The sequence below is a fragment of the Poseidonibacter lekithochrous genome, assembly GCF_018861145.1.
Classification (GTDB): Bacteria; Campylobacterota; Campylobacteria; order Campylobacterales; family Arcobacteraceae; genus Poseidonibacter; species Poseidonibacter lekithochrous_A.
In genome coordinates this window covers 1-14,299 of sequence record NZ_JAHKQT010000020.1, presented here as the reverse complement: position 1 = coordinate 14,299, position 14,299 = coordinate 1, and the positions used below count along the sequence as shown (strand labels likewise).

Annotated in this window: 15 protein-coding genes; 8 read left to right on the top strand and 7 right to left on the bottom strand. The window is 28.7% G+C overall.

All coding sequences use genetic code 11. The features are described 5' to 3' along the window. Positions 1–51: 51 nt before the first annotated feature. Both KO488_RS07785 and recJ read left to right on the top strand, forming a co-directional pair. Positions 52–1,668 (top strand): CTP synthase, encoded by a 1,617-nt coding sequence (locus KO488_RS07785; protein WP_216058237.1) that lies wholly within the window; start codon positions 52–54, stop codon positions 1,666–1,668. Further along, on the top strand, positions 1,668–3,236 hold the full coding sequence (recJ, locus tag KO488_RS07780) for a single-stranded-DNA-specific exonuclease RecJ (RefSeq protein WP_216058236.1): 1,569 nt from the start codon (positions 1,668–1,670) through the stop codon (positions 3,234–3,236). The genes KO488_RS07785 and recJ overlap by 1 nt, the downstream gene beginning before the upstream one ends. On the opposite strand, the gene KO488_RS07775 is transcribed toward recJ, so the two are convergent. Both KO488_RS07775 and KO488_RS07770 read right to left on the bottom strand, forming a co-directional pair. Continuing rightward, positions 3,231–3,809, bottom strand: coding sequence for a FlgO family outer membrane protein (locus tag KO488_RS07775; protein ID WP_216058235.1), 579 nt, complete (start codon positions 3,807–3,809; stop codon positions 3,231–3,233). The two genes, recJ and KO488_RS07775, sit on opposite strands and share 6 nt — an antisense overlap. Positions 3,810–3,813: 4 nt before the next feature. Continuing rightward, positions 3,814–4,479, bottom strand: a complete 666-nt coding sequence (locus tag KO488_RS07770; RefSeq protein WP_216058234.1) for a FlgO family outer membrane protein — start codon at positions 4,477–4,479, stop codon at positions 3,814–3,816. A gap of 111 nt (positions 4,480–4,590) precedes the next feature. Here KO488_RS07770 and KO488_RS07765 point away from each other — a divergent pair, with 111 nt between their 5' ends. The 5 genes from KO488_RS07765 to KO488_RS07745 are packed head-to-tail and all read left to right on the top strand — an operon-like array spanning position 4,591 to position 10,724. Next, complete coding sequence (locus KO488_RS07765; protein ID WP_216058233.1) at positions 4,591–5,328, top strand: UDP-2,3-diacylglucosamine diphosphatase; 738 nt, start codon at positions 4,591–4,593, stop codon at positions 5,326–5,328. Then, positions 5,325–6,077 (top strand): patatin-like phospholipase family protein, encoded by a 753-nt coding sequence (locus KO488_RS07760; RefSeq protein ID WP_216058232.1) that lies wholly within the window; start codon positions 5,325–5,327, stop codon positions 6,075–6,077. The genes KO488_RS07765 and KO488_RS07760 overlap by 4 nt, the downstream gene beginning before the upstream one ends. Before the next feature lie 36 nt (positions 6,078–6,113). Further along, positions 6,114–9,665, top strand: a complete 3,552-nt coding sequence (dnaE, locus tag KO488_RS07755) for a DNA polymerase III subunit alpha (protein WP_216058231.1) — start codon at positions 6,114–6,116, stop codon at positions 9,663–9,665. After that, the gene (gene surE / locus KO488_RS07750) at positions 9,662–10,450 is read left to right on the top strand and encodes a 5'/3'-nucleotidase SurE (RefSeq protein WP_216058230.1); all 789 of its coding nucleotides are present in this window, start codon (positions 9,662–9,664) and stop codon (positions 10,448–10,450) included. The genes dnaE and surE overlap by 4 nt, the downstream gene beginning before the upstream one ends. 10 nt (positions 10,451–10,460) lie before the next feature. After that, positions 10,461–10,724, top strand: coding sequence for a hypothetical protein (locus KO488_RS07745; protein WP_216058229.1), 264 nt, complete (start codon positions 10,461–10,463; stop codon positions 10,722–10,724). Between the two features lie 14 nt (positions 10,725–10,738). Here KO488_RS07745 and KO488_RS07740 read toward each other — a convergent pair whose 3' ends face one another. Genes KO488_RS07740 through moaC form a run of 4 tightly spaced genes read right to left on the bottom strand, consistent with a single transcriptional unit; the run spans position 10,739 to position 13,547 of the window. Beyond that, entirely contained in the window at positions 10,739–12,055 is a 1,317-nt protein-coding gene (locus tag KO488_RS07740) for a M99 family carboxypeptidase catalytic domain-containing protein (protein ID WP_216058228.1), read from the bottom strand. Beyond that, positions 12,027–12,800, bottom strand: coding sequence for a D-alanyl-D-alanine carboxypeptidase family protein (locus KO488_RS15395; protein WP_216058227.1), 774 nt, complete (start codon positions 12,798–12,800; stop codon positions 12,027–12,029). Before KO488_RS15395 ends, KO488_RS07740 begins: the two co-directional genes overlap by 29 nt. A gap of 3 nt (positions 12,801–12,803) precedes the next feature. After that, positions 12,804–13,067 carry a YbeD family protein gene (locus tag KO488_RS07730; RefSeq protein ID WP_216058226.1) on the bottom strand — a complete coding sequence of 88 codons (264 nt, stop codon included), beginning with the start codon at positions 13,065–13,067 and terminating at the stop codon, positions 12,804–12,806. Positions 13,068–13,073: 6 nt separating this feature from the next. Continuing rightward, positions 13,074–13,547, bottom strand: a complete 474-nt coding sequence (gene moaC / locus KO488_RS07725) for a cyclic pyranopterin monophosphate synthase MoaC (RefSeq protein ID WP_216058225.1) — start codon at positions 13,545–13,547, stop codon at positions 13,074–13,076. 116 nt (positions 13,548–13,663) lie between these two features. Here moaC and rpsU point away from each other — a divergent pair, with 116 nt between their 5' ends. Then, the gene (gene rpsU, locus KO488_RS15445) at positions 13,664–13,876 is read left to right on the top strand and encodes a 30S ribosomal protein S21 (protein WP_071628030.1); all 213 of its coding nucleotides are present in this window, start codon (positions 13,664–13,666) and stop codon (positions 13,874–13,876) included. 70 nt (positions 13,877–13,946) lie between these two features. Here the strand turns inward: rpsU and KO488_RS07715 are convergent, their stop codons facing one another. Beyond that, positions 13,947–14,192, bottom strand: a complete 246-nt coding sequence (locus KO488_RS07715) for a hypothetical protein (protein ID WP_216058224.1) — start codon at positions 14,190–14,192, stop codon at positions 13,947–13,949. Between the last annotated feature and the right edge of the window lie 107 nt (positions 14,193–14,299).

Below are 14,299 nucleotides of genomic sequence, written 5' to 3'. Positions count from 1 at the left end.
TCGCGAATATAATTATTAACTATCTAACAAATTTCATTGGAGTATTTTAAAATGACTAAATTCATCTTCGTAACAGGTGGGGTTCTAAGTTCTTTAGGAAAAGGAATCACTGCTGCATCAATTGCAACAATATTAAAACAATCTGGGTTTAAAGTATCTATGCTTAAAATAGATCCATATTTAAACGTAGACCCAGGAACTATGAGTCCATTAGAACATGGGGAAGTTTTCGTAACTGCTGATGGAGCGGAAACAGATTTAGATTTAGGAAACTATGAAAGATTTATTGATACAACATTAACTGCTCAAAACAACTTCACAACTGGTCAAGTTTACCAAAGTGTTATAAAAAGAGAAAGAGAAGGTGGATACTTAGGTAAGACTATCCAAGTAATTCCTCATGTTGTTGATGAAATTAAAGGTAGAATTTATGCAGCAGCAGAAGGTTATGAGTTCTTAATAGTTGAACTTGGAGGAACAGTAGGAGATATTGAAGGTTTACCATTTATGGAATCAATTCGTGCTATAAGACATGAACTTCCAAAAACAAATACAATGAATATTCATGTAACTTTAATTCCTTATATAGCAGCTGCTGGTGAACTAAAAACTAAACCAACACAACACTCTGTTCAAGAATTAAGAAGAATTGGTATAACTCCACATATGTTAGTTTGTAGAACAGAAAAAGCCTTACCTAAAAATTTAAAAGACAAACTTGCAATGTCTTGTGATATTGATAGAAATGCAGTAATTGAAGCTGGTGATGCACAATCTATTTACCAAGTTCCATTACATTTTATTAAAGAAGGAATAATTAATCCTTTATCAGAACATTTTAATATTAAAATCAAACCAAATATGGAAAAATGGGATACTTTAGTTAAAAATATTTTAGTACCAAAAGATGAATTAACAATTGCATTTGTTGGTAAATACTTAGAATTAAAAGAATCATATAAATCATTAACTGAAGCACTAATTCACAGTGGTGCACACTTAAATACAAAAGTAAATATTCACTGGTGTGATAGTGAGAAAATTGAAGTACATGGTGCTTACGACATTATAGGAAATTCTGATGCAGTACTTGTTGCTGGTGGTTTTGGTCATAGAGGTGTTGAAGGTAAACTTGAAGCAATTAAATATGCTAGAGAAAATAAAGTGCCATATTTAGGAATCTGTCTTGGTATGCAATTAGCAGTTATTGAATTTGCTAGAAATGTATTAGGTATAGAAGATGCAAACTCAATTGAATTTGATACTGAAACTTCAAATCCATTAATTTATTTAATTGATGAATTTATGGATCAAAGTGGACAAAAACAGTTAAGAACTCATAAATCACCTATGGGTGGAACTATGAGATTAGGAGAATATCCATTCACTCCTGCAGCAGGGACTAAGCTTAAAAAAGCTTATGGAAATAATGATACATATTTTGAAAGACATAGACATAGATATGAAGCAAATCCAAAATATAAAGAAGTATTAGAAGATGCAGGTATGATAATATCTGGAGAATCAAATGGTTTAATTGAAGCAGTTGAAATTAAAGATCACCCATGGTTTGTAGGTGTTCAATTCCATCCTGAGTTTACTTCACACTTAGAAACTCCAAATCCAATTATCTTTGAATTTGTAAAACAAGCAAATAAAAAAGATTAATGTCAAAAGTTACAAAAAATAGACTTTTTGAACTACTTTCTGCAAGACATTCGAATAGCCCTTATTCACGTCTTGCAGATATTCCAACTCCCAATAATTTTAAAGATATTCACAAAGCAACCTCTAGAATTAAAACTGCAATACTAAATAATGAGACTATTACAATAGTAGGAGATTATGACGTAGATGGTGTAGTTTCAACTACTATTATGGTTGATTTTTTTAAAAAAATTAATGTAAAGATTGACTATATAATTCCAAATCGATTTAAGCATGGATATGGCTTATCTCCAAAAATTGTAGATATGATTGATTCTGGTTTAGTAATTACTGTTGATAATGGGATTTCAGCAGTTCCTGCTGCTTTAAAATTAAAAGAAAAAGGTATTGATTTGATCATCACAGACCATCATACAGTTGGAGATGAAATACCTTATGCTTATGCAATAATTAATCCAAAACAAGAAGACTGTACTTTTGAATTCAAAGATATTTGTGGAGCTCAAGTTGCCTGGTATTTATGTGCTGCAATTAAAAAAGAGTTAAATCTTGATGTAAAAATGACTGATTTTTTAGATTTACTTTGTGTTGCTATTATTGCTGATATTATGCCTATGACTGCACTTAATTATACATTAGTTAAACTTGGTCTAAAAAGAATCAAAACATCTCCTAGAGAGGCATTTAAAAAGCTAAATGAAGTTATGGGCAAACAAGCTTTAGTTTCAGATGATATTGGCTTTTTTATAGCTCCTAAGATTAACAGTGCAGGAAGAATGCAAGATGCAAGTACAGCTTTAGAATTTTTACTTTCAAAAAATTCTTTTCAAGCAAATGAGTCTTTACAAGAATTGGAAGAATTAAATAATTACAGAAAAACTTTACAAGAAGAAATTACAAAAAGAGCGCAAAGTAAATCTAGTAAAGAAGATAATGCAGTTATCGTTTGGGGTGATGATTGGCATGAAGGAGTAATTGGAATAGTTGCTTCAAAATTATCAAATGCTTTTAAAAAACCTGCTTTTATTTTTTCATTAAATAATGGAATAGCAAAAGGAAGTGCAAGAGCTAATGCAAATATAAATCTTCATACAATTATTACAAAAGCATCTCACTTACTACTAGGATTTGGTGGACATAAAAATGCCGCTGGATTATCTTTAAAACAAGAAAATTTAGAAGAATTTAAAACATTAATAAATCAGGAATTAGAAGAGTTTAAAGATGATTTACATATAGATCCCGTAACCTTAGGTGAATTAGATGTAGCATCAGTTGATTTAGAATTTTTAGATATTATTGACAGATTTGAGCCATATGGATTAGAAAACCATAAGCCAATTTTTAAAGTTTCAAAAGTATCTCTTGTAAAGAGTGAATTAATGGGAAAAGATAAGAATCATATGAAATTAGTATTAAATTCAGAAGGTGTTGTATTTGAAGCTATTAAATTTAATGATTCAAATATTGATTTACCAAATAGCTTTGATTTAATTGTTTCAGTAAATAAAAATGAGTTTAGAGGAGTAATTACTCCTCAGTTTTTAATTCAAGAAATAATTTTATAATACAACATGAGGACGAAGTACAGCTTGCTCACTTCCCTCAAGTTGTAATATTTCTTCATCAATACCTGTTCTTTCATATGATGATGCAAGAATATGACCTGTTCTTATATCAATTAATTTTATAAATAAATTCAAACTTCTACTTGTAATTGAATAAGTTCCAACTACTGCATATTTTTCTTCAGTAACCGTTTTTGAAACAATTTTACTTTGGTCTCTTGTTAATAAATTAAATCCAGTTGGTCCTAATTCAAACTCTTTACCAAATTCAACTTCTCTTACAAGAATATTTAATGATACTAATTTATCTTTTAAAATATCAGATAATAAAAAACCCAATTCTGATCTATTTTTTAATTTATCAAGATTAACAAAATCTGATACTAAAACAATATCATCAATCATTGTATTTTTTTGTATTTTTTTAGCAGAATCATCTACTAATTGAGATACTAGAGAATGAAAATCATTCGTGCCATTTATAAGGTTTTTATGAGTACATGAAGCAAAAGACAAAACTATAAAACATGAAAAGGTAAGATACTTTATAATTTTTAAAAAGTTAAAAGTCATTTAACTATCGTTCTTTAATAATATTTATAGTTCTAGCTGGTCTACAATCTTTAAATAACATACAATCATTTCTTTGTCCATGAGCATAAGTTGATCTCGAACTTGAGATAATTTTCCCAGTAATATTATCAATAACCCTTGCATTTAACATTACTTTTCCATATTGTCTTGAATAAGTTCCAACTACTACATAAGTATCTGGAACTTTATCTTTTAATCTATTTGATTTTCTTGTTATAAAATATTCACCATTATCATTCACTGAAACAGCCATTTGACCTCTGAATTCAATAATATTATAACCTCTATTCGATAATTCATCAATCATACTTTCACTTACAATTCTACCAAATTCAGAAGTTTTTTTGAAAGCATCTAGTCTTACAAATGAAGTAATAAGTACAGGCTTATTAGTATTCATTTTTTGATTTCTCATCATTTGCGTTGCTAAAGAGGAAATAGTACCTTCTAATGTTTTTTGTGTAGTAACATTTCGTTGCTTGTCTTGTGCAATTTCAAGATGTTGTTTTGTAGTTTGTACCTTGTTGTACTCTTTTAAAACTTCACCATCAACTGTTGTACTTGTAATCTCATTTTTATATGTACAACCAGATATAACAAATGCCATTAAAATAGCTGCTAGACCTACTTTAGAAATACTTTTAAACATTAAAATCCCCTTTTACTAATTATTTAAATTTTATTTAAACTTTACTTACATACTCTTGAAATATAATAATTTTGTAATTCAATTGTAATCATACTTTTATATTATGTCAACATGAAATATAAAAGCATATTTATCTCAGATATTCATCTTGGAACGAAGTTTTCTAAAACAAAAGAACTCATAAGTTTTTTCAAATACAATGAAAGTGAGAACTTAATATTAGTTGGAGATATAATAGATGGTTGGGCAATAAAGAGAAAGTTTATTTGGCCACAAACTCATTCAGATGTTATACAAAAGATATTAAAGAAAGCTAGAAAAGGGACAACGGTAACCTTTATAACTGGTAACCATGATGAGTTTATTAGACCCTTTGTTCCTTTAATATTAGGTGACTCATTAAACATAACAAATGAATTAGATTATTTAGGGATAAATGGTAAAAAATATTATATTACGCATGGGGACTTCTTTGATTCAATCACAATGACTAAAAAGTGGTTAGCAATACTTGGTGACTATGGATATGATTTATTACTTCATTTAAATTCAGTATTAAACTTTCTAAGAAGAAAAGTTGGAATACAAAAATATTGGTCATTATCAAAATATGTTAAAGATAGTGTCAAAACTTCTGTTTCTTTTATAAATGATTTTGAAACCGTATTATCAATGCATGCAAAAAATAAAGGATATGATGGTATTATTTGTGGACACATTCATAAAGCAGAAATAAGAAATATAGACTCTATTGAATATTTAAATTGTGGAGATTGGGTAGAATCATGTACTGCAATTGTTGAAACATATGAAGGTGAATTTAAAATAATAAATTGGTTAGACAAATGAATTTAGCACTAGCATTAGGTGGAGGAGCAGCACGAGGAGCTTTCCACTTAGGAGTTTTACATTTTTGTGAAGAAAATAAGATAGAAATACAAGCCTATAGTGGGTCATCTATTGGAAGTATAATTTCTTGTTCACATGCAAGTGGAGTAAGTTCAAAAGAGCAACTAAAAATATTTGCCTCAAAAGATATAAAAGAAACTTTAAAATTTAACTATTTTAAAAATGGTTTACTAAAAATTGATACATCTAATAAAATTATAAAAGATCTACTTCCTATTTCAAAAATAGAAGATATTCCAAAACCAGTTTTTGTAAATACCTATGATTTAAAAAAAAGAGAACTTCATTCTTTTAACAATGGAGATACAATAAGTTTATGTTTAGCTTCAAGTGCTCTAATCCCTTTATTAAAACCTATTAAATATAAAAATATGTATTTAATTGATGGTGGATTATTTGATAATATTCCAATTAAACCATTAGAAAACAAAAACTATGATATTTTAACTATTGACTTATTTCCAAAAAAATACTCAAACCCTATTTTAAGATTAAATCCAATAAAAATTTTAAAAAAGAAACTTTTTACTCAACTTTATGAAAACAACACTTATACACATGAAAATACTGACTATTATATAGGAAGTGAACATATTAGAGACTTTTCTTTGTACACTTTTAAAGAACTTCATGAGTGTTTTAAACTAGGCTTTAAAGAGGCAAAAAATCATTTTTTAGATATACTATAATCTATTAAAAAATAAAATTATTATAAAGATTTATATATGTCTACAACACCGCAATTTACGCATCTACATTTACATACAGAATATTCATTACTTGATGGCGCAAACAAAATCAAACCTCTTGCTAAAAAAGTAAAAGAAATGGGAATGACTTCTGTTGCAATGACAGATCATGGAAACCTATTTGGAGCAATTGATTTTTATAATGCAATGAGAAAAGAAGGTATTAAACCTATTATTGGAATGGAAGCTTATATTCATAACAGTGAAGAAATTGGAGATAAAACTACAAGAAAAAGATTTCACTTATGTTTATATGCAAAAAACCAAACGGGTTATAAAAACTTAATGTTTTTAAGTTCACAAGCTTATATGCATGGGTTTTACTACTATCCAAGAATAAATAAAAAGCTATTACGTGAAAATTCAGAAGGATTAGTTTGTTCTGCGGCTTGTTTACAAGGTGAAGTGAACTGGCATTTAAATCTGCAAAATGAAAGAAATGTTAAAAATGGTGCAAGAGGATATGAAGGAGCACGTGAAGCTGCATTAGAATATAAAGAGATTTTTGGTGATGATTTTTATCTAGAAATTATGAGACATGGTATTGGAGATCAACACTTTATTGATGACCAAATTCTAAAACTAGCACATGAGCTTGATATCAAAGTAGTTGCTACAAATGACACACACTATTTAAATCAAAAAGATGCCGATGCCCATGAAGCATTTATGTGTATTGCAATGAATAAACTTTATGATGATCCAAATAGATTAAGACATAGTGTTCATGAATTTTATTTAAAAACACCAGCACAAATTGCAAAACTATATGCAGATATTCCAGAAGCCATAACAGCAACTCAAGAAATTGCTGATAAATGTAATTTAGAAATTAAATTAGGAGACCCAACACCACCTAATTTTAAATTTACGCGTCAAAAATCTGAAGTAAATAATTTAACTCTTCCAGAACCGGAATTAGAATACTCATTAGAAAATGATAAAGTTTTATTTATTGATGAGTGTTGGAGAGGTTTAGAAAAAAGACTTAAAATTGTTGATGAGTCTAAGCATCAAGAATACAAAGATAGACTACAAGTTGAAATTGATATTATTAATAATATGAAATTCCCAGGATATATGCTAATTGTTTGGGATTTTGTTATTGTTGCAAAACAAATGAAAATTCCAGTAGGTCCAGGACGAGGATCTGCTGCTGGAAGTTTAGTTGCCTTTTCACTAGAAATTACCGATATTGACCCAATGCCTTATGGTTTACTTTTTGAGCGATTCTTAAATCCTGAAAGAATATCAATGCCTGATATTGATATGGATTTCTGTCAAGCAAGACGTGGGGAAATTATTGATTATGTTGTTGAACAATACGGACGAGCGAACGTTGCACAAATCATTACCTTTGGTAAACTACTTGCAAAAGGTGTAATTAGAGATGTAGCTCGTGTTTTAGATATGCCTTATTCAAAAGCTGATGCAATGGCAAAACTAATACCTGATGAATTAGGAATTGATTTAACAAACTCATGGGAAAAAGAACCAAAAATAAAAGAGCTTTGTGATGCAGACCCACAAGCTGCAAGAGTTTGGGAATATGCAATAGCGCTAGAAGGATTAAACAGAAATGCAGGAACACATGCAGCAGGTGTTGTTATTTCAAATGAACCTTTATGGAACAAAACTCCTTTATTTAAGCCTTCTGGTCTTGATACACTAGCCACTCAATATAATGGAAAATATGTAGAAGATGTAGATTTAATTAAGTTTGACTTCTTAGGGCTTAAGACCTTAACAGTTATTGAAGAAGCTTTAAAACTTATTGAAAAAAGACATGGAAAAAGAATTGATTTCTTAACTGCTGATGTAAATGATAAAGGTGTTTATGATTTAATTCAAACAGGAAATACAATTGGACTATTCCAAATAGAATCAGATGGTATGCAAGACTTATGTAAAAGACTTAAACCAGATAACTTTGAAGATATTATTGCCGTTCTAGCACTATATAGACCAGGTCCAATGGAATCAGGAATGCTTGATGACTTTATTGATAGAAAACATGGTCGTGCTAAAATTGATTATTTCTATGATGAATTCGATGCTCCTTTACGGCCTATTTTAGAGCCAACTTATGGTGTTATTGTTTATCAAGAGCAAGTTATGCAAATTGTTCAGACTATCGGTGGATTTTCACTTGGTGGAGCCGATTTAGTTCGTAGAGCTATGGGTAAAAAAATTGTTGAAGAGATGGATAGATTAAAAGGTGAGTTTGCAGATGGTGGAGTTAAAAAAGGTTACCAGCGATCTCATTGTGAAGAGCTATTTGATTTAATTGTAAAGTTTGCTGGATATGGATTTAATAAATCTCATTCAGCAGCTTATGCGCTTGTAACATTTTATACTTCATATTTAAAAAACTATTATCCATCAGAATTTATGGCAGCACTACTAACTTTAGAAAAAGATAATACTGATAAAGTTGTAAAATATGTAGATGAAGTAAAAAGATTAGGTTTAGATTTATTCCCACCTGATATAAATAAATCTGACTTAGTATTTTCAGCAACTACTCTTGAAGATAAAGAGAATGAAGTTGTAATGTTTGGAATGGGTGCTGTTAAAGGTGCTGGCGATGTTGCAATTAAATCTATTATTGAAGCTAGAAATGAAGGGGGAGATTTTACAGACCTTTCTGATTTTATTTCAAGAATTGATGGAAGTAAAGTAAATAAAAGAGTAATAGAATCTTTAACAAAAACTGGAGCTTTTGATAGCTTTGGATATTCAAGACGAGCTATGCTAGAGCAGATTGAGAAGATATCAGAATGTGTTGCAAACTCAATGAAAGCAAAAAAAATGGCAACAGGTTCACTTTTTGGTGATTCTCAAGAACTTACAAGAATTGATATTGAATTAGAACCACTTGAAGAATATGAAGCAAAAGAAATCTTGGAGTTTGAAAAAGCATCTTTAGGTTTTTATGTTTCAGGACATCCACTTGATGAATATAGAGAACAATTAGATCAAATAAAATATACACTTTCATCTCAAATTGATGAATTAGCAGATGGTTCACAAGCTTTATTTGTAGGAAAAATTGAAAATATTGTAACTAAAATGTCAAAAAAGGGTAATAAATTCGGAATTGCTTCCATCATGGATTTACATGGGAGTATTGAACTTTTATTATTTGAAGATAGAATTAAAGAGCTTGAAGATGATTTTGATTTAGATAAGCCTATTGCTTTTAAAGTAAAAATATCTAAAGATGAAAACTTTACAAGAATGAATATTATAAAAATTGAAGACTTAAAAGCTGCAAAAAAAGAGAAAATTAAAACTAAGCAACAAGCTGTAATTGAGCCACCACTAACAGTTGCTATACCTTTCGCGAATCAAGATACTAGTATTTTTAAATTATTTGAAATAGTTGCAAATAATCAAGGAAAAAGAGACTTAAAAATCTTAATAAAATCTAAGCTTGCCGATATAGAATTAGAAAGTGGGTTTAAAGTTACTTCAAATGTAGAAAACTTAGTACACCAAATTGAAGGAGCTTTTGTAGTAGCATGAAACAAATCTTATTAACAAATGATGATGGTTTTGATGCAGTTGGATTAGAAGCGTTAATTGAAGCTTTAAAACCAATTGCAAAAATAGTTGTAGTCGCACCAGCTCGTAATAAATCAGCATGTGGACATTCATTAACATTAGATAGACCACTAAAACTAGACTGTATAGATGATGATTTTTATAAAGTTGATGATGGAAGTCCAACTGATTGTATCTTTATCTCTTTAAATAATCTTTTTAAAGAAGGATATAAACCTGATTTAGTAATAAGTGGTATTAATATTGGTGCAAATATGGGTGAAGATATTACTTATAGTGGAACAGCTGCAGCTGCTATGGAAGCTGTTTTACATAAAGTGCCAGCTATTGCTGTATCGCAAGTATGTAAGAAAGGTTGTGGAGATATTAAAAATGGTTGGGATTTTGCACTTGCACGTCAAACAATTGCATCATTAGCAAAGAAAATACTAAATAATAACTTTCCATTAGAGGAAAGAAAGTTTTTAAATGTTAATATCCCACCAATAAAACCAGAAGAATGTAATGGTATTAGAATTACAAAAGCTGGATATAGAGAGTATGGTAATGATACCCATAGACATCATAACCCAAGAGGAGAGGAGTTTTATTGGATTGGACTTCATCCATTAATTTGGAAAGAGTCAAAAGATAAGACTTGTGATTTTGAAGCAATAAAAGCTAATTACATCTCAATAACACCAATAATGTTAGATTTAACTTCCTATGAAGATATTGATAACATGGAAAATTGGTTAAATAATTAAAAGGAAACATATGAATTTTACAGAAGCAATCGAACTAAACATAGACAAACTAGTAGGAACATTAAAAGAGGAAGATGAACTAGAAGAAGTGTTAAAAAAGAAATTTACAAAAAAAGAGTTTAAAGTATTTGTAGCATTTTCAGAAGGTAAATCTATAGACGAAGTAAAAACTATAGTAAACGATGATGACGAAAGAATTAATGAAATTTACAAAACAGCTTGTAAAAAGTTAAATCAAGAAAAAATAAAAAAAGAATTAGTTTTTTTTAAATAGAGTATAAAAATACTCTATTTTTCAAATCCTAAAAGAATCATACCTGCAAACTTATCTCCATTATAAAATTCAATTCTAAATAGATTCCCATCTTTATCAATAGAAAATCTTTTAGCAATTTCTTTTCTATTTATATCTATTCCCACTTCATTCTTATGTGTTTTACTCACATAACCAATCACATTTACTCGTAAATCAGGAATTGATTCAATATTAAAATTATCTTTAGCATAAATAATATCACCAAACTTAACACTCTTTGTAATTCCATCAATAGACATATTTATATATCTTTCATCTTCAATAAACTTTATATAATCAGGATGAAGCTTAGCAAGTTTTCTATTTCCATAGTGAATAATATACTCTTTACCTTCTTTAACAATTGTCATTAATGGATTAGAAGCAGTAAAACTTAAATCTCCATCTTTGTTAATTGGAAAATATTTTAAAAGTTTTCTAACTTTACTAAGAGGCAATTTAATTTTCTCATCATAAAAAGATATAAAAATATCATGATCAATCACATTTTTAATATCAGGTGTTGAAATATCAAATTTCCTTTCAAACTCAATACCCATAATCTTCATATATTCTTCAATTGCCAATAAATGATAATAAACTCTTTCCTGCAGATTAAGCTCTTTACTCGCTTCATTTGCAAATGCAGCTTTTCCATTATTGATAGCATAATATGTAAGAGTTTTCTCCATCTCTTTATCACCAAGTCTAGTTTGAGTATTCTTAACATGATACATATCACGTTCTCTAATAAGATTAGTATTAATACCCTCAACAACTTTTGTTGATATCTCTTCAAGATTTCCATATTTATCTATATCTATTGTAGATTGATCTACAATTGAACATTGCCCCCAACGTCTTGGAGACATATTATTGTTAACATACTTTTCTCTATAAAATCCACTTCCATCATGTAAGTTTAAAATTAATTTAACTTCATCATCTTTAATATATTTTTTAATTCTCTCAACAGCATCATAATCAGGATCATCTTTTGATAAAGCTGCAAATTTTCTATTCATATCACCATATGGACCACGTGATCTTTTAATAATTGAATAAAAATTTAAATTTGGAATAACCCAAACTGAACCTTTTTTGATATCATAATGTGTAGCAATTAAAGAAGCTGCCATAAAAGCTCCTGGTTCATCACCTTGGATTCCACCAATTATTAGTAGAGTATTTTCGTTTTGTTCACCTTTTTTAATAAAATCGAAATCAAAACTTTTCACTTTCGCATTTAAATTTTGTAAAAATATAAATATTAATAAAATTCTAAATAGTTGTAATATGCCAAGGTTCATACCTAACGCCATCCTTATTGTTTATTGTATATCGAACGTCAACATACTTTAATTGTTGTATTTTTCTAAACTCATCAGTATTTGCAAATTTTGAGGTAAAGTTTGCATAACCAAACCCTTTTTTACCAACATCAAAATCTCCAATAGAGTGATAAGTGAATGCAGGTGGAGCTAAGGAAATAGCTGCTTGTGTAATATTCCCATTCGTACTATTAATTTTGTCAAGAAATAGTTTAGTTTGTTTTACAATACTTCTAATTCCTGATGTTAAAGTAAGAGAATCACCTACATCCTTTATCATTTCATAATAAGTTTTTTCTGCATGACCTTTAAACAAATAATGCCCAGTACGAGGTATTTTAGTAATCAATTTTTTATCAATTGTATCAGTAATATTTTTGCTAATTCTATCACCAAAAAAACCGTGAGTCGCAGGATTATAATAAAAAATAAACTCTAAAAAATCAATTTCGCTTTTAGTAAATTCTTCAATATTTGAAGCTCTTCTTGAAATACTTAACATTGAATCAAAACTTATAACATTAAAATTTCCATATCCAATATGTCTTTGAACTAATTTTAATTTATTTCTAATAGATTGAAAAACTTCATAATCATTTTTTGTAATATATAAATCTTCACTAGTATGGGAATTATCATTTGCCAATAAACTTGAAGTAGTAGACAAACTCATTGTACAAAAAGTAGTTAGTTGAAGAAATTTTCTTCTATTTATTTGTGTCACGATTTAAAGTACCATTTTAATGTCATCATGTTTACCTAAAACTTCAAATAAAGTTTTTCTATCATCTTCATTATGAACTAACAATTCTAAAGTATAACTTTTAAATTTACCTTTATTACTTGTTTTTGATTCAACAATAGAATGTTCTCTTTTAAATACTACTTCTTTTACTGTAGTTTTAATATTTATTTGTTCTTTTACAACTAATTTATAAGTCCAATTACATGGATAATCAAGTTCTAATTTTTCTTTACTTAAATCTATCATTATTTATTACTCCCTTTTAAAATCGCCACTTTTTCCACCAGATTTAGTCTCTAATTGAACATTCGAGATAATCATTGCTTTATCAATAGCTTTAACCATATCGTAAATAGTAAGTAATCCTACAGATACACCTGTTAATGCTTCCATCTCAACACCAGTCTGTCCATTTAACTTTGCTGTTACAATTAATTTAAAGCCTGGAAGTTCGGGCTTCTCTTCCACGTCACAATTAATTCCACTTAATAATAAGGGATGACACATAGGTATTAACTCACTAGTCTTTTTAACTCCCATAATAGCAGCAATTACTGCAGTTTGTATTACAGGACCCTTTTTAGTAGTATTATCTATAATTGCATCATATGCATCCGAAGACATGGTAATTTGCCCTGTAGCTACAGCAACTCTATGTGTTTCAATCTTTTGAGAAACATCTACCATCTTTGGTCTATTATTATCATCTAAATGTGTTAATTCCATAAAAATACCTTTATCTTAATCTTTTTATTATATAAAAGTTTTAGTTAAATTAGAATTAAGTAAAATTTAAATATAATGCAACACAAAATTTTAAAAAGAAAGTGGGTGAACTTTACATGCCAGGCATTAAAGTAAAAGATAGTGAATCTTTCGACGAAGCATACAGACGTTTTAAGAAACAATGTGATAGAAATCTTATTGTAACTGAAACTAGAGCTAGACGATTTTTTGAACCAATGACAGAGATCAGAAAAAAACAAAAAATTAACGCTAGAAAGAAAATGCTTAAGAGATTATACATGCTTAGACGATACGAGTCTAGACTGTAAGATTCTTAATCTTCCAAAAAAAAGGTCAATCTTATGATTGGCCTTTTTTTATATCTAAAACTTTTATACTTTATTTAAATCTATTATTCATTTTCTCAGACTGAATGTCAATAAGAACTTTGAATTGTTCTTTTTGTTTAGTATCTAAAACATTATAAACTTTTTCAATCATATCCGCTTTAGATTTAATCATATACTGTCTTTTTTCACTCATTCTTTTGATAAATTCATCTTTGTTAAAACTATCTTTTGTAAATACAGTATTTAATGAATTACGATTCTTTTTACTTTCCATCATAATTGCTTTAACCTGCACTCTTTGATCTTTAGATCAATTCAAATCTCTTAAGACTTTGAAAATAGTCATACTCTTCTTCATCATGTGCTTCTTACAATTAGACTTAGAAATCATCTCACTATTTT